Raw genomic sequence first — 17713 nt, 5'->3', positions numbered from 1 at the left:
TATCACTTATAAATACGCTTTTAGTTGTTCAAACAAGTGGGACCACCTCTCAGAAGTCTGCCCTAAGCTTATCTGAAATCATGACAATCGTGATTTTATTCCACCAATCTGGATTTAGATTCTTTAAATATTTTTATTGTCATATGGTCATTCCTTTTTGGAAATCTGCTTTCCCTAAACTTCTTAGCTATAACCGTTTTGTTGAAATTATGCCTCGTTGCTTGCAAGCACTTAGCTGTTTCTTTAATCAAATTAAAGGAGCAGATACAGGAATTTGTATCATTGATTCAACTAAGCTTGTTGTTTGTCATAATCTTAGAATTAAACGACATCGTGTGTTTAAAGACCTTGCGAATCGTGGAAAAAGTAGTACAGGATGGTTTTACGGTTTTAAATTACATCTTGTGATCAACAACTTAGGAGAGATTATTAATTTAAAAGTCACATCAGCCAATGTTCACGATGTTGCAGTACTTGAGGAGCTTACTTCAGAATTTAAAGGTATCCTGCTTGGTGATAAGGGATATTTAAGTAAAACAAAAAAAGATGCTTTAATCGCAAGAGGGTTAAAATTATTAACACCTTCACGAAAAAATATGAAGCAGAAAGAGTCACAAACATTATTTGAAAAGCAATTATTATCACGACGTGGTTTGATAGAAACAGTGAATGACCAATTAAAAAATTTGCATCAAATAGATCATTCACGTCATCGTTCGGTTAATAATTTTATGGTGAATATTATGTCGGCAGTAGTCGCCTATTGTTTAAATACTAGCAAACCAACTTTTAAAAATTTGATTGCAAACTAATAATATTCATCGAACTCAGGTTATTTAGTAAAATTAATTTTATATTATATCTTTGCTTTATGGTAAAAATCCCTTATTTTTTATATGGTTTTATAAATATACATCTCTATAAATATTTTATAGCGTTTAAAATACTTGTGTTAAAAACCTCTCAATCGCAAATCTTGCAATCTCAGCATCCTGAAAAGATTTCACACCTGAAACCCCTATAGCACCGACCAATTGTCCTTTATACAAAATCGGTTCCCCCCCTTCTAACATACCTGAAAAAGTTTCCATGGTTAGAAAGCCCATTTGACCATTTTTAATCAAGTTTTCAAATACACCAGATGGACGACGACTGATTGCAGAACATTTGGCTTTTTCCAAAGCTAGATTTGCAGTCATTGGGGAAGCACCATCCATACGTTTCATCGCTAATAAACTGCCCGTTTCATCGACAATGCAAATACTCACATTAAAAGCGTACTCAATCGCATATTGATATGATTGTTCGAGTAAAAACTCAGCATCAGATAGCGTTAAATAATGTTTAGTTTTCATTTAAATTCTCAAATCAGTTTGAAGCACCCTCTCCTGTGCAAGTTTTAAGCACCGCTTAAAATGATGCGCAAGTGAGGGTTAGGGAGAGGTAAAATCAAACTCTCTTTTGAACAAATTAAGCTTTCATTTCGGCAAAAACTTCTTTTGCCATATCTATCGTGTATTGAATATCTTCATCACAATGTGCAGCTGAAATAAAGCCTGCCTCAAATGCAGATGGTGCAAGGTTGACACCACGTTGTAACATACCATGGAAGAACTTACGGAATGCATCCACATCACATTTCAACATGGAATCAAAGCTAGTAATATCAGTTTGATCTGTGAAATATAAACCAAACATGCCACCCACTTGTTGGGTTTTAAATGCAATACCTGCTTCATCCGCAGCAGCTTGTAAACCTGCAAGTAATTTTTCAAGCTGCGCGGTTAATTTTTCATAGAAACCTTCAGCACGTAAATGCTTAAACATTTCAATCCCTGCACGCATTGCCAATGGATTCCCTGACAACGTCCCTGCTTGGTAAACTTTACCCAATGGCGCGATACATTGCATCACTTCACGCTTACCACCGAATGCACCAACAGGCAGCCCTGCACCGATGATTTTACCCAAAGTGGTTAAATCAGGAGTGACACCATAATGCGCTTGCGCACCGCCTAAACCGACACGGAAACCTGTCATCACTTCATCAATAATAAATACTGAACCATGTTCATCACAAACATCACGAATCGCTTGTAAGAAACCATCAATCGGTTTGACCAAGTTCATATTTCCTGCAACAGGCTCAACAATCACACCTGCGATTTCTGAACCAAACTTGGCAAAGCATTCTTTTAAAGTGGCAATGTCATTATATGGCAAAGTTAAAGTATGCTTGGCAAAATCAGCAGGTACACCTGCCGAAGTTGCTTCACCCTCACCACTGGTCAATAAACCTGAACCTGCTTTTACAAGCAGTGAATCAGAATGACCATGATAACAACCTTCAAATTTGACAATTTTGTCACGACCTGTATAACCACGCGCCAAACGAATTGCCGTCATGGTTGCTTCAGTCCCTGAGTTGGTCATACGCACCAACTCAATCGAAGGCATAATTTCACAGATTATGTCAGCCAATGTCGTTTCATGAACAGTGGGTGCACCAAAGCTTAAACCATCAACAGCAGCGTCCTGAACTGCTTTGATAATGTCAGGATGTGCATGCCCAAGAATCATTGGTCCCCATGAACCCACATAGTCAACATAACGCTTACCATCAACATCATACAAATAAGCCCCTTTGGCTTTTTCAATAAATACTGGCGTACCACCGACACCATTAAAAGCACGTACAGGAGAATTCACGCCACCTGGAATATATTTACTGGCTTGTTTAAATAATTGTTCTTGCTTGGCAGATAAAGTCATGAAAAATGCTCAACTTAAAAATATAAAGACATTTAAAAAAGCTTATGCTTTTGATGTAAATAAATCAGCCCATTCATGGGTTCGCACAGAAACGCCTGATAAAGATCGTCCTAATATATCACTAATTACCGCACAAAGGTCGGCACCTGCTTCGATCACAATATCTGAATTTTCAACAGTTAATCCCCCTATTGCACAAATCGGTACATTCAATATTGCTTTGGCTTGTTTTAAGGTTTCTAAACCAATATTACCTGCTTCAGGCTTAGTATCAGTTGCATAAATTGCACCAAACGCCACGTAATTCGCCCCATCGGCAATGGCTTGTTGTGCAAGCTCTATCGAGTTATTACAACTACGACCTATTAAGACATTTTTAGGTAAACGTTCAACGGCTTCTACAATCGAGCCATCCCCTTGTCCAAGATGAACGCCAACGCCATATTTTACAGCAGCGTCTAGATCATCATTGATCACAAAAGGTACTTTATATTGTGCACACATTGATTTCATGTATTCGATTTCATAGGCTTGATCTTCTTTTGCGACTTTTTTACGGCGATATTGCAAAACAGCAACTTCATAGGTCGCCATTGCTCCTTCAAGCTTAGCCAATAAAAGTTCAATTGGATCATCATTGGTGATGAGATAAAGACCACGCATCTAAAAATTCCTTACAACATATTCTTTTTGATTATATCGCTATGTGTCTGGAAAGTCTGAAGCTGCAACAAAAAAGCCCAAACAATAGCTGTTTGAGCTTTTCTTTTATATGTATAACGTCGCTAAAACTTAGAAGCGATAACCTACGCCCACATAGGTAATTAATGGATCTAGATCAACTTTGGTTTTGGCATGAATGAGTTCCTTACCTGTATTTTGATCAGTTACGGTAATGGTCGCTGTATTATTGAAGTTTGGCATATATGTTACAGATGCTGTGGTAAACCAACGATCAGTTACATCATATGAAAACCCTGCTGTTACAACAGGAGCAAAAGCATCATCAGTATCTACATTCACTACTGGATTTGCACTGGATGAGCCAGTATTTTGCAAAGCAACACCTGCTTGACCATCCAACACATTTTGCACCATATGCCCAGCATTAACGAGGTCTTGATCCACCCCACTATCCAGTTTTAATTTATTGAAATGTCCATAGACAATACCACCACCCACAAATGGACGGAATTTATTCACACCAGATTGACCAAAATGATATTTTGCGGTGAGAGCTGGTGTCCAAGCAGTCACTTCGGCAACTTTACCATGTGCACCCAAATCGGTAATTAAAATATCTTTAGTAATATCTAAACCATTGATATTTGATGGCAATGCTGCTGTTGAATTGGCAATAGAATGTGCCGATGCAACAATTTGACCTTTACCTTGAATATCAACTTTTGGTGGAATACCACCAATTAATTCAACAGAAACTTTATCATTAACAAAGTAACTTAAAGTTAAACCTAATGTATCTACATCATCGGCCTCTAATCCTGCATTATTTGACCAATTTGAAATACCATATACATCAGCAAATGCACCATTGGTGTATAAACTCGGAACAATAAATTCTGGATCTTTATCTGTACCTTTTTGGATTCTATCTACTGCTAATTTTGAAACATACGTTTTATTTCTAATCTCTTCTAGATTATTTGCTGAAAGAAAGTCTTTTCCTTTTAATGAACCGACAGCATAGTTACCACCCTCCGTAACGGCTGTATTAATTTGTGTAGAATTAGCTTTTCCTTGTGGCATGACATGTAACCACCCCGCAGAAACTGCCCAGCGTTTAAAATTATTGGCATCTGCATAGGCAAAACTTGTAGACAAAAGCATCGCAACGGGTAAGACCGCCTTCACTAATTTACTCATGATTTATTCCCTGTAACACATCTGTTTATTTTTATGATTTCAGCGGATCCTTTCTGAAATCTCATATAATTATTAGAATAATTACTCTATAAATCAACTAAAAAATAAAAATAAAAACAACACTTTTTAAATTTTAATTTTATTTTTTGGTATAAAATGCTAATTTCAAATCAAATTTATATAAATTCAGGTTGTTTAGCCACCCATTCAAATGGCTACTTTTTACACAAAAACTAAACAAACTAAGCTTTAGCTTTGTTATTTTTGGGCAAAATAATAGTTGAATCTAAAATTATTAAACTTTTTAATGGCTAATATTTTGCTGCAAGAAATGTATATTTATAGTACTTTTGTAAACATCTCATAAGAAATGCTGCATATCAAATACAGTATTTTTATGATTAAAATCGAAAAAATATTATCCATTATTCATCTAAAGTTTAAATCTAAACTTTTACCGCATCCAATAAGATTTTGCCATTCACAACTGCTTTATGTTGTGCCTTATCAGCAAATTATCGTTACCACACTTGTAATATTATTAAAATCATTAATCATCATAGAATCACTATAAAGTGGTCTAAAAGCGTATGCTTTAACTTTATCCTCAACTCCAATAAAATAAGTGTATTATCACTACATATAGTCAACTTTAAAGTTAGGCTGTTCTTTGCCTTTTGCCTCTAATTTGCTGTTTATTTGAATTTAAAAATTATTTGCATTTCACTTTTTCGCAGTCAGTTTATAGTTAACCTCTATGAGTTTTTTACTTGCATTTAACTCTGTTACTGCAATCAACCATTAGTTGATTAAAATTAACCAATGTTCGTGCCCCCTCAAACATTTATATTTGTGTCATCACTTTCTCTATATGCAACCTTCATCATGCACTTGTCATTAAGATGAGTAATTTAGCTATTATTGATATTCTCCCTTTTAATTCAGCAATCTCATAAGTCTTGTATCCGTTTTTTAATCACTTCTATTTTCCAAATGAGATATAGGTCTCCGCAAATCATCAAAAAATTAATATCTTGGACAAATGCTCAATTAGATATTTTTGAAGCAAGATAAATGTTATAATTTACACACATATATCTGATTTACAATAAAAAATTCAAACAATGCAAAACATCAATGATCAAAATATAAGCCTTAAAAAAAGACCTATCTAAAATTTATCGTAAGTCATTTTTATTTGGTTTTTTAGGCTTATTAATTCTTATTTCTTCTGGATCTTTTTTTATATCTATATTTGGATATTTAAGCTTATATTATATTTACAAATCCTTTAAATCACATAATAAAAAAGTATTAAAACATTAAACTCTATAAAATATAAAAAACTTAAAAAAGCTTTTTATTCAGATTATTTTTTATCGTTCTTATTTTACTATTATTTTATTCGCCTATTTAGGTAGAAGTTATTGAAAGCACATTAGAATCCTCCCAACAGCCGATAGAAGAAAAAGCACACCCTACTTCAATCCCTCGAATACAAAAGAAAAATACCTACAGCAAACCAATCTACAAAATTTGAGTTTAATTTACAATATTCTTTATTGAAAAAAATATTTGAGCTAAAACAACATTTCCAATTCGAACAAGGTTTAAGGTATAGACGACAACTCAATGAACTACATCAAATTTTTCAAGATATAGAAACTAAAAGTACAGCTTCATACGTATTAATCACGCAACATAATTAGTTTACACGAGCACAAAAAAATATGTTTAGAACATGTTTTAAAATCAACTCTATTTTTCTTAAATTTTACGAAAGAAAAACGCTTAGGTTTGAATCAAGATTTAAATAGTCTACCAGATCTTTGGTTTACTCAAGAATTAAACCAAGCGATAGGATATTTATTAAGAATAAATTAAACTTTTGTATAAACAAGATTTACAATCCCTACGTGATCATCAATTTTTACAGCATAGTTTGAAGCATAAAGCGATTTTAAAATAGATAAAAGCTAAAATTACAATATACAATAAATAAGCCACTCAGAAGTGGCTTTGAATAACTCAAAAATCGATTATTTCTTAAATGGAAAAGCATATTTCACAATACGCCCTAGCACTTGACCGTACTGTTTAAATAGACTTGCATTATTATAATTTAAACCATATTTTTCACACACTGCCTGTACTTTTGGTGCCATTTTACGATAACGACGTGCCGGAATTTCTGGATATAAATGATGCTCGATTTGATGGCTCAAATGCCCTGTCAAAATATGGAATGCTTCTGTACCTGTTAAGTTCGAAGAACCCCGAATTTGGCGCATATACCAATGTCCACGACTTTCATTTTGAAGTACAGTTTTTGGAAAAACCTCAACATCCTTAGTGAAGTGTCCACAGAAAATGATACTAAATGTCCAAACGTTGCGGATACCATTTGCCACTAAATTACCCGTAAATACAGGTAAAGCCGCAGGTCCAGCAATCAATGGGAAAAAGAAATAGTCTTTAAAAAACTGTTTACCAATTTTTTTCTGTGTTGGTTTCCATTCTTCTTTAAATTGTGACCAAGTTTTACGTTTATAGATCAGCTTACCAATTTCAAGATTTTGAATTGCTACCCCCCATTGAAACAACAAACAAAATGGAACACTGTATAAAGGCTGAAATAAATAACCTGGCTTCCAACGTTGCTCAGGGAAAAGACGTAACAAACCATAACCAATATCATCATCCATGCCTTTGATATTGGTATATGTATGGTGTTTATAGTTATGGGTTTGTCGCCAGTTATCAGAGGTTCCAACGATATCCCATTCATAGCTGGAGCCATTAAATTTAGGGTCATTCATCCAATCGTACTGACCATGCATGACGTTATGACCAAGCTCCATATTTTCCATAATTTTTGCAAAACTCAGCAACCCTGTACCTAACAACCATGCTGGTGGAAACCAACCTGCAAATAAGCATGCTCGACCTAATATGCTGCTATAACGAATAGCCGTATATACTTTCTTGATATATTTAGCATCTTTTTCACCAATATCATCAAGCACTTCTTGTTTAATGGCATCAAGCTCACGTGCAAGTTCATCTAGCTCAGACTGCGTTAACTCACGATTTTTAGCATTTTTAAAGTATTCAATTTTGACTGGCATATTCATATCTTTATACTCGCTTAAATATCAATAATTAGATCGGTTTGAGCTGAATTCACACAGATTCGTAATGAATTCCTTGGTTCGGTATTTTCTACACCATTGACTAGGTTTTTGGTTGCACCTTGAACTTTATTACATGAACATTTATTGCAAATACCCATACGGCAGCCATGTTGTGGTTGAATATTTTGTTGCTCTAACCCCACCAAAATTGACTGCCCTTTTGGAATCGCAATGGTTTTATTGCTCTTGGTCAAAGTCACATTGATAAAGCCCCCTTCGTCAGAAATGATTGGGGTTAAACTAAATGCTTCACTTTTAAAATTTTTAGCCGATGTAAAAAGTTGTTCAGCAGTATTTACAAAACCTGAAGGTCCACAGGCATAAACTGTACTGTTTGATAAATCTTTAATAAAATCAATATGATTTTTATTGAGTCGAGCATCGCACGGTGCTTCTTGAGTATGAAAAATATGCACTTTAAAATTGGCATGTTGCTGCGCTAAACTTTCAAAATAGTTCGCAAATGCTGCATCTGCATGCTGCTTTACCCAATACATTAAAGTAATTGTTTGAGTGGAGATTTTATTTGAATAGTCAAGTGCTTTGAGCAAACTATACATTGGAGTAATGCCACTACCTGCCGCAAGCAAAATAAGTGCTGGCTGCTGCTCAGGTGTAACTGTCATATCACCATAAGGCTGACCAAAATGTAGTACATCACCAACTTTTGCTGTATTACATAACCACTGACTCACCACACCTTGTGCAATTCGTTTTACAGTTAATAAAACATGGTATTGATCGAGTTGCGTCAAGCTATAAGTACGTTCATAGCGGCGACCAGCAATTTCGACAATAACAGGATGATGTTGTCCTGCTTTGCCCATTAGAAAATGACGATTAACTTTAATTTTTAAACTCACTGTATCAGTCGCAGCAGACTGAATTTCAATGATTTTGCCAAGTGGCTGACTCACTGACCACAAGGGATTGATTTTTTGTAACCAGAAGTTTGCTGTATGCGCATCAAGCACCGATTCAGCAAGTGATTGCATAGGAGATTTTTGCTTTTCAATAGCGTGCATTTTTCGCTCACCATTCATGTGGTTTTAATTATTATACATATGTATATATATTTGTATATACATATGTATTGTATCTATTCATTTCACTTCTGTAGCTGCATGGGTATAATAGAAATGTATTTTTATTTCTTTGATATTTATGAACTCAAGCGCTGCAATGACTGATCCAACTACTTCTAAGCAAGATACTGAAAATAATCTTGATAAAGTCACTGTGCGCTCAGTAGGTAGAAAAGCAACGATTACCAAAGAAGAATTGTTCCAAGCGGCTTTAAATCTGATTGGTCCACAAAAAAGTATTTCTTCCCTAAGTCTTAGAGAGGTTGCACGGGAAGCAGGTATTGCGCCAAATAGTTTTTATCGACATTTTAAAGACATTGATGAACTTGCCATTGAGTTGATTGATCGCTCAGGTCTAGTGTTACGTCAAATTTTGCATGAAGCTCGTTTAAAGGCAGTCAAAAAAGGCAGTATTATTCGAAGTTCTGTCGAAGTTTTTATTGAGCAATTAGATGCAGATGAAGGTAATTTAAGCCTTTTATTACGTGAAGGTTATACAGGTTCGATTCAATATAAACGTGCTGTAGATAAACAATTGGCATTTTTCCAGCAAGAGTTACAAGAAGATTTAATCCGCCTTGAAAAATTAAATCGGCACAGATTGATTCACCCTGAATTAGTCGCAAAAGCCATTACCCAATTGGTGTTTAACATGGGGGCAAAGGTGATCGACCTCCCGATCCATGAACGCAAAGAAGTGGCTGAACAAACTATGATCATGATTCGTATGATTCTTGAAGGAGCAAGGCATATGAATGATACGTTCATTCCTTAAGTTGCAGTTTTATATATTATTTTAGACATCAACATGGCTTATTGAATTATTTTAATAAGCCAAAGTTTTATGTGGCATTAATGGCTTCGCTGCGTGACTTAGAGCTGTTTAAAAAAGTATGCTGACTCTATTTCACTTAACACATCAATGTCGTGAAACTTTGAAAATACATTAAATTTAATTTATATGTTTTCGATTTTTCTATCGGCAGATTTAACCAACATACCCTTTAAAATATCACCTAATATTTTTAAAAATCAATTCAACAGTAATCTAAAAGCAATACTCCACATAATTAAAGCAATAATAATATCTAAAATTTTCCATGCCTTTGCTTGCCTAAAAATAGGTTGGAGTAAACCTGCACCAAAACCCAAACTAAAGAAAAATACAAATGAAGCTGTCATTGCACCAGAGGCGAAATACATTTTTGTAGCTGCATACTGGGTAGAAATTGAACCAAGTAATATCACAGTGTCTAAATACACATGAGGGTTTAGCCAAGTTAATGCTAAACATATGCCCAAGATTTTCCATATATTTTGTGGTTTTTCTGCACTTGCTAACAACATTTGTGACTGCGTCAAAGCCGTATAAAAATGTTGTGCGCCATATAGCAATAAAAAAACTGCTCCAAAATATTTAGCAATATCCAAGACATGTGGATAGTTTTGAATAATATGTGCAAAACCAGTGATGCCCAATAAAATTAAAACTGCATCGGATACAGCGCAAAGCAAACAGACCCAAAGCACATATTGCCTTTTTAAACCTTGTTTCAGAACAAAAGCATTCTGTGCACCAATCGCCACAATTAAGCTCATCCCTAGAACAAATCCAGAAAGAAATGACTGCATTTTTCATCTTCAATGTCGAAAAAGCTATTATCTAAATTTATGCATTAAAATAAATTTTTCTTAGAAAATATTAGTTAAACTTAATTTTTCTTATTTTAAGTTTATTATTGGTATGGCATTACAGAGCAAACAAAGTGAAGCTTTCTTAGCTGTCGCTGAAACAGGAAGCTTTGAGTTAGCTGCAGAAAAGTTAAATATTACTGCCTCTGCCGTGACGCTTCGAGTACAAACTCTAGAAAAACAATTGGGACAAGTGCTCATTTTAAGAGAACGTCCTTGTCGTGTAACGCAGATCGGAAAAGAACTTTTACAACACTTGCAACATACCCGCTTCATGGAGCAAAACTTATTACAAAGTTTTCAAGGTAAAGCCGCAACATCCATATTTTATAAATTAAAAATTGCCACCAATGCCGATTCATTGGCAACTTGGTTATTGCCGACTTTACAAAAATCAGTACTGCAACAGCATATTTTATTGGACTTAAAAATTGACGATCAAACACAAACCCATCATCTGCTTGAAGCGGGTTTAGTGAATGCATGTATTTCTACAGAACAAAATGCCATGAAAGCCTGTGTTGCTCAGCCACTCGGGAAAATGACATATCGTATGGTCGCAAGTCAGGCATTTTATCAACAGTACTTTAAGGAAGGAATTTCACGTGAAATTTTAAAACATGTGCCTGCTGTGATTTTTAATGAAAAAGATCAACTACATCATGCGATGTTAACACAACATTTTGGGTTAACTGAGGGAATGTTCCCATATCACAGTGTCCCGTCTTCTACAGCATTTATGGATGCGATTTTATTGGGCTTCGGTTATGGCATGTTACCTGAATTTCAAATCGAAAATCGCATAAACCATGGTGAGTTAGTTGAAATCATGCCATTTGCAGAGACTGCAATAGCGTTGTACTGGCATCATTGGAAGCAGCAGTCGCCACAACTTGAAGATTTAACACAGCACCTAATTAGACACACACAGCATGTACTGCAAACAACCCAATAGTCTGCTCAAATAGTCTTGTTAAACTTATGATTTAAAGCTCTATATTCGAGGTATCCTGATTTTTAAATTTATCTTGGAGCTTTTGATAATAGTCTGTTTGTTGGAATTTCTCCAAGAAATCAATCGTTCCTAAAGGAAATTCAGCCTTTTTGATCTCTCCACGAAAATAAGCTTCTCGTAATGGAGTTGCAGAAATTGAGCCATTTAAACTTGCTAATTCCAACATTTCCCATTCAGGAAAAAGCTGTAAATAATAGGAAGATTCATCTTTAAAATGTCCAATTAACCCCACTTTATCTTCTGCTTGAACAACTTCAGCCACAAGAGATTTTACCAGTTTTACCCATTTCACATCATTATACACATCAACCACATGCACAAAATGAATACGTTTTTGATTTTGTTCAGAAAAGTTAGATAAAATCATCTTTTCACGTTCTGTCGCACTAAACGGATTTTTGATATTACGTTCATTTTGAGCAGACCCTAAGGCTAAGATAATATTCTGACTGTGTTGTAACGCAATGTTTATCGTTTGCATATGCGCCAAGTGAAAAGGCTGAAAACGACCGATATAAACGAGATAATCAAAACGATATTGCATCTTAGTTCCAACTTTTTATGAACTGACCAGTTGCGTCTATATCTAAAATATGCGACATAATGGCGTTATAAAAATCCAATTAATTTTAAAGCAAGGATAGTACGATGACCCTCAGTTGTATTCAACAGCCTCACCCACATTTAAATGCAAATTTAGACAATGGTATTCTGACTTTAGCAATTAACCGCCCTGAAGCGAAAAATGCATTATATGGTGAGCTATATTTGTGGATTGCTCAAGCACTCGATGAAGCAGACAAAGAAGATGCTGTACGTAATGTGATTTTACGTGGTGAAGCTGCTGATTTTACTGCGGGCAATGACATGCAAGACTTTTTAGAAAGTGCTCAGAAACCTTTAGATCGTAAAGCAGGCATGACCCCTCCTTTTGTTTTGCTCAAATCTGCAGCACGTTTTTCTAAACCCTTGATTGTTGCTGTGCGGGGTGTTGCGATTGGGATAGGTGTAACCATTTTATTACATGCTGACCTTGTCTATAGTGACAATACAGCACTGTTCCAGATGCCATTTGTGAGCTTAGGCTTATCCCCTGAAGGGGCTGCGACACAACTTTTAGTGCAGCAAGCAGGCTATCATAAAGCAGCAGAGTTGATCTTCACTGCCCAAAAATTTAATGCAGAAAAAGCACTTTCTACAGGTTTAGTTAATGAAATTGTGGAAGATAGTTATGCACATGCTGAGGCTCAAGCTCGCCATTTAGCAACATTACCGCTAGCGTCACTGAAACAAAGTAAAGCATTAATGAAGCATAATTTAGAGCAAATTATTGAATGTGTTGATCATGAGGCTGAAGTATTTATGTCACGTGTAAAATCACCTGAAATGGCTGAAGCTGTGGCTGCATTTATGCAAAAACGTAAACCTGACTTTTCTCAATTTCATTAATTAATTTTCACTTAGGTCAGCCACTGGATACTCAATATTCAGTGGCTTTTTATTTTATATTTTCTTAAATTTTACGTTGAGGCTGGCTGTTATGTCACAAGAAACTACAAAGAAACGTTATTATGAAGCTGCACCACAGGATATTGATGTCGAAAACTTTAAAAAAGTCATTCAAAGTCGTCGCTCTGTGCGTAAATTTACCGAAAAACAAATCCCTGCTGAAATTTTAGATGAATGTTTAGACTTAGCTTTACTTGCGCCCAACTCATCCAACCTACAACCTTGGACATTTTATGTGGTTCAATCCGCACCGCAGAAAAAACTATTGGTAAAAGCCTGTTTAAGTCAGCTTGCTGCAAAAACAGCGGCTGAACTGATCGTGTGTGTTGCACGTACCGATCGTGTGGATGAAATGTCGAAACGCAATATCAGTGAATTTCCTTTGCCAGAAGTACCGCCAGTTGTGCAAAAATATTATAAATACATTCCCTACAACTACAAAACAGGCTACTTTAATGCGCTAGGTAACTTTAAGAAAGTAGCTTTCAAAGTTGCCCGTACACTGAATAAACAACTGCCTGTTACTGTATTTACTCCAGCAGATGCACAATTATGGGCAAGTAAAACCACCGCATTGGCATGTGAAAACCTCGTGTTAGCTTTACGTGCTTATGGTTTTGACAGTTGTATGATGGAAGGTTTTGATGAGCCATTGGTTCGTAAGATTTTAAATTTAAATGATCAACAATATCCAATTATGGTGATTGGTGCAGGTGAACGTGCCAAAGATGGCGTATTCTTGCCACAGTATCGCTTTGATCGTGATTTATTTATTCAGAAAGTTTAAAAATAAAGAGTCTGTAAATAAAATATCCTCCCTTTTCAAAGCGAGGTTAGGAGGGATTTACCTGAATGAGAAACCTAAAATTTACCTATTAAATTTCATAATGAATTAAATCTCTACGATCTGAACAAACTCAAAGGCAGGCTCTTCATAAGGATGGCTTGCTTTTAAAGCCTGTGCGACCTGAACCGCTTTTTCCTTAGGGACAATGGTTTCCACACGCCATTCAGGTATTTGTTCCAAATTATCCAGTTCACCGATGAATGGATTTGCGCCTTTCACGGGTTTAAATTGACCTGTACCTAAAACCTGCCAAGCGCAATGTTCATAATTTCCAATACCACCTGCACCTGCTGTAAATATTGCTAATTTAGTTGATTCAAGATGCGATTCAGGCACGTAATAAATGAGTTTGAGCATGATATTTCTCACCGAAAAATAAATAAATGTTATGATTCATGATCTGATACAAAGTCTAATACTTAGGCTATTTAAAATAGTCTGTGAATTAATAATGCTAGTCAGTATTATTAGCACATCAAATTGACTAAAATACAAACATATACAATAACTTAATTTTAAAATAAAAAAGAGCGCCTAAGCGCTCTTTTTCAAATCTCAAAAATTACTCGTCAGATTCATGATCCATAGAATCAGGGTCACCCTCTTCCATGATTGTTTCATCACCAACAAGTTTTTCATTATCCACTAATGCTTCACCATCAACAGTAACTTCAACTGAATCAATGACTTCTTCAACGGCATCTACAGCTACAACACCAACCAAGATTTCTTCATTACCCAAACGGATCAAACGAACACCTTGTGCATTACGACCTGTTTGTGCAATTTCAGAAGCACGAGTACGGACTAAAGTACCACCATCAGAAATCAACATCACTTCTTTGGTCACATCGATTGCAACTGCACCGACCAACTCCCCGTTACGTTCAGAGGTCTTAATTGCAATAACGCCTTTACCACCACGTTTCTTGGTTGGGAAGTCATCGACTGAAGTACGTTTACCATAACCATTTGCAGAAGCACACAGTACTTCACCAGTTTCAGGTACAACCACAAGCGATACAATACGGCTGATAAATGCTGAATCCGTAGACTCATCATCATCCGAATCTACATCAGTTTCATCTTCATCCACCTGTGCCGCTGCAAGGGTTACACGCATACCACGAACACCTTTTGCAGTACGCCCCATTACACGTGCATCTGTTTCAGAGAAGCGAATTGCTTTACCTTCATTTGAGAACAACATGATCTGCTGCTCGCCATCAGTAATTGCAACACCAATCAAGGTATCTTCTTCTTTTAACTCAATTGCACGTAAACCGTTTGAACGAACATTACTAAACTGTTCTAATTCAACACGTTTAACCGTACCTGAAGCCGTTGCCATGAAGACATAGAAGTTTTTACGCACATTTTCAGCACGTTCTGCAAACTCAGCCACCAACTCATCATCACAATCAGATGCTGTTAACTCTGCACTTAACTCTTTCAATTGCTTGCGTAAAGCATCTGATAAGTCATCAGGATTGTCACCCAGTTCTGCAAAGGCGGTTCTTAATGCTTCATAATGTGCTTCAATGATGGCATTTTCACGCAGTTTGTCTACATTTGAACGCACAAAGGTTCTAAACTCAGCTAAACGTTCTGTAAATTTCTTCGGCGCATCAATCACAGGTAAAATTGCTGTAATTGTTTCATCAGCATCTAATGGTAGTAAATTCACCATCGGGCGACCTTTTGCACCACGAGATGCTTGCGGTACTTCAAAAACTCTTAGACGATAAACTTTACCGACATTGGTAAAACACAATACTGTTGCGTGGTTAGAAGTGACGATTAAATGCTGGATATAATCATCTTCTTTCATTGAGGTCGCAGATTTACCACGACCACCACGGCGCTGTGCTGCATAGTCTGATAATGGTTGAGTTTTTGCATAACCTGTTTTAGAAACAGTTAAAACAACTTGCTCTTCTGGAATTAAATCTTCACGTGAAAAATCAATACGTGATTCAACAATTTCTGTACGACGTGCATCGCCATATTGTTGCAAAATCAACGCCAATTCTTCTTTAATCACGCCCATTAACAAATTAAAGTCATTTAAAATCGCTGTAAGTTCAGCAATTTGACCTAAAATTTCAGAGTATTCAGCTTGTAATTTATCTTGTTCAAGACCTGTCAAACGGTGTAAACGTAATTCTAAAATTGCGCCCACTTGTGCAGGAGATAAATGATAAGTATCACCATCTAAACCAAATGGACGATTTGGATCTTCACCTTCAATCTCATCTGGACGGACTGAAATCGCACCCGCTTTTTCAAGCAATGCCACCACATTTCCACCAGCCCACTCACCAGCCAGTAAGCGCTCGCGCGCTTCTTGTGGATTTGCAGAAGTTTTGATGGTTTCGATAATGTCATCAATATTGGCTAACGCAACCGTTAAACCTTCTAAAATATGACCACGCTCACGTGCTTTACGCAATTCGAACATGGTACGACGTGTCACCACTTCTTGACGGTGACGAATAAATGCCGCAATGATGTCTTTCAAATTCATCAACTTAGGCTGACCATTATCTAGACAAACCATGTTAATGCTGAAAGAGTTTTCAAGCTGCGTATTTAAAAATAAATTATTAACAATAACTTCTGCATTTTCACCACGTTTTAAGTCAATGGCAATTCGCATACCTTCTTTATCTGACTCATCACGTAACTCAGAAATTCCTTCCAGTTTTTTCTCTTTCACCAACTCAGCGATACGTTCGATGGTTTTCGCTTTATTGACTTGATATGGAATTTCCGTAAATACAATCGTAGTACGACCAGTTTTTTGATCTTCTTCAAAATGGTATTTACCACGAATATGTAAACGACCTTTACCCGTACGGTAGGCGTCCACAATGCCTGATTTACCATAAATAATACCGCCCGTAGGGAAATCTGGACCTGAAATATATTCCATCAACCCTTCGATACTAATATTTGGATTATCAGCATAGGCTAAACATGCATTCACAACTTCGGTCATGTTGTGCGGTGCCATATTGGTTGCCATACCCACTGCAATCCCTGCTGCACCATTAATCAGCAAGTTTGGAATACGGGTTGGCATCACTTGGGGAATACGCTCAGAACCGTCGTAGTTATCTTCCCAATCGACTGTATCTTTTTCTAAATCAGCTAAAATCTCATGCGTGAGTTTGCGCATACGGACTTCGGTATAACGCATTGCTGCTGCGCTATCCCCATCCACTGAACCGAAGTTACCTTGACCATCTACCAATTGATAACGCAAACTAAAATCTTGCGCCATACGAACAATGGTTTCATAAACAGCTAAGTCGCCATGTGGGTGGTATTTACCGATCACATCACCAACTACACGGGCAGATTTTTTATACGCTTTGTTATAGTCGTTACCCAGCTCGTGCATAGCGAAAAGCACACGACGATGAACAGGCTTTAGACCATCGCGTACATCTGGTAATGCACGTGAGACAATAACGCTCATCGCATAGTCTAGATATGAGTGCTTGAGTTCATCCTCAATGGCAATCGGTCTAGTTTCCGATACGCTCATGCATACTCCTTATTTCAAGCAACCAAGTTACTCGATTTATATCATCAATCTTGCAAAAAATTTGACCTAAAAATATAAGTCAAAATCTAAAATTCAGCCGAAAATTATAGCACAAAAACTTCCATTTTTGTGGCTTTAAATACAGCAAAATCTTGTTAAATT

The 17713-nt window shown here is 36.3% G+C and carries 14 protein-coding genes and 1 pseudogene; 5 read left to right on the top strand and 10 right to left on the bottom strand.

What is annotated here, in order from left to right:
* Positions 1-50: 50 nt before the first annotated feature.
* Positions 51-812, top strand: a pseudogene (locus tag DJ533_RS07775) (IS982 family transposase); the annotation flags it as partial.
* Between the two features lie 126 nt (positions 813-938).
* Here DJ533_RS07775 and DJ533_RS07770 read toward each other — a convergent pair.
* From DJ533_RS07770 to DJ533_RS07745, 6 genes are all read right to left on the bottom strand, one after another.
* Positions 939-1355, bottom strand: coding sequence for a GlcG/HbpS family heme-binding protein (locus DJ533_RS07770; RefSeq protein ID WP_065994828.1), 417 nt, complete (start codon positions 1353-1355; stop codon positions 939-941).
* Between the two features lie 115 nt (positions 1356-1470).
* Positions 1471-2772 (bottom strand): glutamate-1-semialdehyde 2,1-aminomutase, encoded by a 1302-nt coding sequence (gene hemL, locus DJ533_RS07765; protein ID WP_065994829.1) that lies wholly within the window; start codon positions 2770-2772, stop codon positions 1471-1473.
* 42 nt (positions 2773-2814) lie between these two features.
* Positions 2815-3435 (bottom strand): thiamine phosphate synthase, encoded by a 621-nt coding sequence (gene thiE, locus DJ533_RS07760; RefSeq protein WP_065994830.1) that lies wholly within the window; start codon positions 3433-3435, stop codon positions 2815-2817.
* Between the two features lie 129 nt (positions 3436-3564).
* Positions 3565-4656: an OmpW/AlkL family protein gene (locus DJ533_RS07755; RefSeq protein ID WP_065994831.1), complete on the bottom strand. Its 1092-nt coding sequence runs from the start codon at positions 4654-4656 to the stop codon at positions 3565-3567.
* A 2039-nt stretch (positions 4657-6695) separates the two neighbouring features.
* Positions 6696-7790: a fatty acid desaturase family protein gene (locus DJ533_RS07750; protein WP_065994832.1), complete on the bottom strand. Its 1095-nt coding sequence runs from the start codon at positions 7788-7790 to the stop codon at positions 6696-6698.
* Between the two features lie 14 nt (positions 7791-7804).
* Positions 7805-8875: a ferredoxin reductase gene (locus DJ533_RS07745; protein WP_065994833.1), complete on the bottom strand. Its 1071-nt coding sequence runs from the start codon at positions 8873-8875 to the stop codon at positions 7805-7807.
* Positions 8876-9032: 157 nt separating this feature from the next.
* On the opposite strand from DJ533_RS07745, the gene fabR reads away from it, so the two are divergent.
* Positions 9033-9710, top strand: a complete 678-nt coding sequence (fabR, locus tag DJ533_RS07740; protein WP_065994887.1) for an HTH-type transcriptional repressor FabR — start codon at positions 9033-9035, stop codon at positions 9708-9710.
* A 257-nt stretch (positions 9711-9967) separates the two neighbouring features.
* On the opposite strand, the gene DJ533_RS07735 is transcribed toward fabR, so the two are convergent.
* Positions 9968-10567, bottom strand: a complete 600-nt coding sequence (locus DJ533_RS07735; protein WP_065994834.1) for a LysE/ArgO family amino acid transporter — start codon at positions 10565-10567, stop codon at positions 9968-9970.
* A gap of 112 nt (positions 10568-10679) precedes the next feature.
* On the opposite strand from DJ533_RS07735, the gene DJ533_RS07730 reads away from it, so the two are divergent.
* Positions 10680-11582, top strand: a complete 903-nt coding sequence (locus DJ533_RS07730; protein WP_065994835.1) for a LysR family transcriptional regulator ArgP — start codon at positions 10680-10682, stop codon at positions 11580-11582.
* A gap of 31 nt (positions 11583-11613) precedes the next feature.
* Here DJ533_RS07730 and DJ533_RS07725 read toward each other — a convergent pair whose 3' ends face one another.
* Positions 11614-12186: a nicotinate-nicotinamide nucleotide adenylyltransferase gene (locus DJ533_RS07725; protein WP_065994836.1), complete on the bottom strand. Its 573-nt coding sequence runs from the start codon at positions 12184-12186 to the stop codon at positions 11614-11616.
* A 104-nt stretch (positions 12187-12290) separates the two neighbouring features.
* On the opposite strand from DJ533_RS07725, the gene DJ533_RS07720 reads away from it, so the two are divergent.
* On the top strand, positions 12291-13091 hold the full coding sequence (locus DJ533_RS07720; RefSeq protein ID WP_065994837.1) for an enoyl-CoA hydratase-related protein: 801 nt from the start codon (positions 12291-12293) through the stop codon (positions 13089-13091).
* Between the two features lie 91 nt (positions 13092-13182).
* Positions 13183-13938, top strand: a complete 756-nt coding sequence (locus tag DJ533_RS07715; protein ID WP_065994838.1) for a nitroreductase family protein — start codon at positions 13183-13185, stop codon at positions 13936-13938.
* A 105-nt stretch (positions 13939-14043) separates the two neighbouring features.
* Here DJ533_RS07715 and DJ533_RS07710 read toward each other — a convergent pair whose 3' ends face one another.
* The gene (locus DJ533_RS07710; RefSeq protein ID WP_065994839.1) at positions 14044-14355 is read right to left on the bottom strand and encodes an NGG1p interacting factor NIF3; all 312 of its coding nucleotides are present in this window, start codon (positions 14353-14355) and stop codon (positions 14044-14046) included.
* A gap of 205 nt (positions 14356-14560) precedes the next feature.
* A complete protein-coding gene (gene gyrA / locus DJ533_RS07705; protein WP_065994840.1) occupies positions 14561-17551 on the bottom strand; it encodes a DNA gyrase subunit A in 2991 nt (996 codons plus the stop codon).
* Positions 17552-17713 lie beyond the last annotated feature (162 nt).

Origin of the sequence: Acinetobacter defluvii (assembly GCF_001704615.3) — a bacterium.
In the GTDB taxonomy this organism is placed as follows: Bacteria; Pseudomonadota; Gammaproteobacteria; order Pseudomonadales; family Moraxellaceae; genus Acinetobacter; species Acinetobacter defluvii.
This window is presented reverse-complemented; position numbering and strand designations above follow the sequence as displayed.

Coding starts and splice junctions, on each gene's coding strand:
- DJ533_RS07770 (WP_065994828.1), bottom strand. CDS start 1,355: ATGAAAACTAAACATTATTTAACGCTATCTGATGCTGAGTTTTTACTC.
- hemL (WP_065994829.1), bottom strand. CDS start 2,772: ATGACTTTATCTGCCAAGCAAGAACAATTATTTAAACAAGCCAGTAAA.
- thiE (WP_065994830.1), bottom strand. CDS start 3,435: ATGCGTGGTCTTTATCTCATCACCAATGATGATCCAATTGAACTTTTA.
- DJ533_RS07755 (WP_065994831.1), bottom strand. CDS start 4,656: ATGAGTAAATTAGTGAAGGCGGTCTTACCCGTTGCGATGCTTTTGTCT.
- DJ533_RS07750 (WP_065994832.1), bottom strand. CDS start 7,790: ATGAATATGCCAGTCAAAATTGAATACTTTAAAAATGCTAAAAATCGT.
- DJ533_RS07745 (WP_065994833.1), bottom strand. CDS start 8,875: ATGCACGCTATTGAAAAGCAAAAATCTCCTATGCAATCACTTGCTGAA.
- fabR (WP_065994887.1), top strand. CDS start 9,033: ATGACTGATCCAACTACTTCTAAGCAAGATACTGAAAATAATCTTGAT.
- DJ533_RS07735 (WP_065994834.1), bottom strand. CDS start 10,567: ATGCAGTCATTTCTTTCTGGATTTGTTCTAGGGATGAGCTTAATTGTG.
- DJ533_RS07730 (WP_065994835.1), top strand. CDS start 10,680: ATGGCATTACAGAGCAAACAAAGTGAAGCTTTCTTAGCTGTCGCTGAA.
- DJ533_RS07725 (WP_065994836.1), bottom strand. CDS start 12,186: ATGCAATATCGTTTTGATTATCTCGTTTATATCGGTCGTTTTCAGCCT.
- DJ533_RS07720 (WP_065994837.1), top strand. CDS start 12,291: ATGACCCTCAGTTGTATTCAACAGCCTCACCCACATTTAAATGCAAAT.
- DJ533_RS07715 (WP_065994838.1), top strand. CDS start 13,183: ATGTCACAAGAAACTACAAAGAAACGTTATTATGAAGCTGCACCACAG.
- DJ533_RS07710 (WP_065994839.1), bottom strand. CDS start 14,355: ATGCTCAAACTCATTTATTACGTGCCTGAATCGCATCTTGAATCAACT.
- gyrA (WP_065994840.1), bottom strand. CDS start 17,551: ATGAGCGTATCGGAAACTAGACCGATTGCCATTGAGGATGAACTCAAG.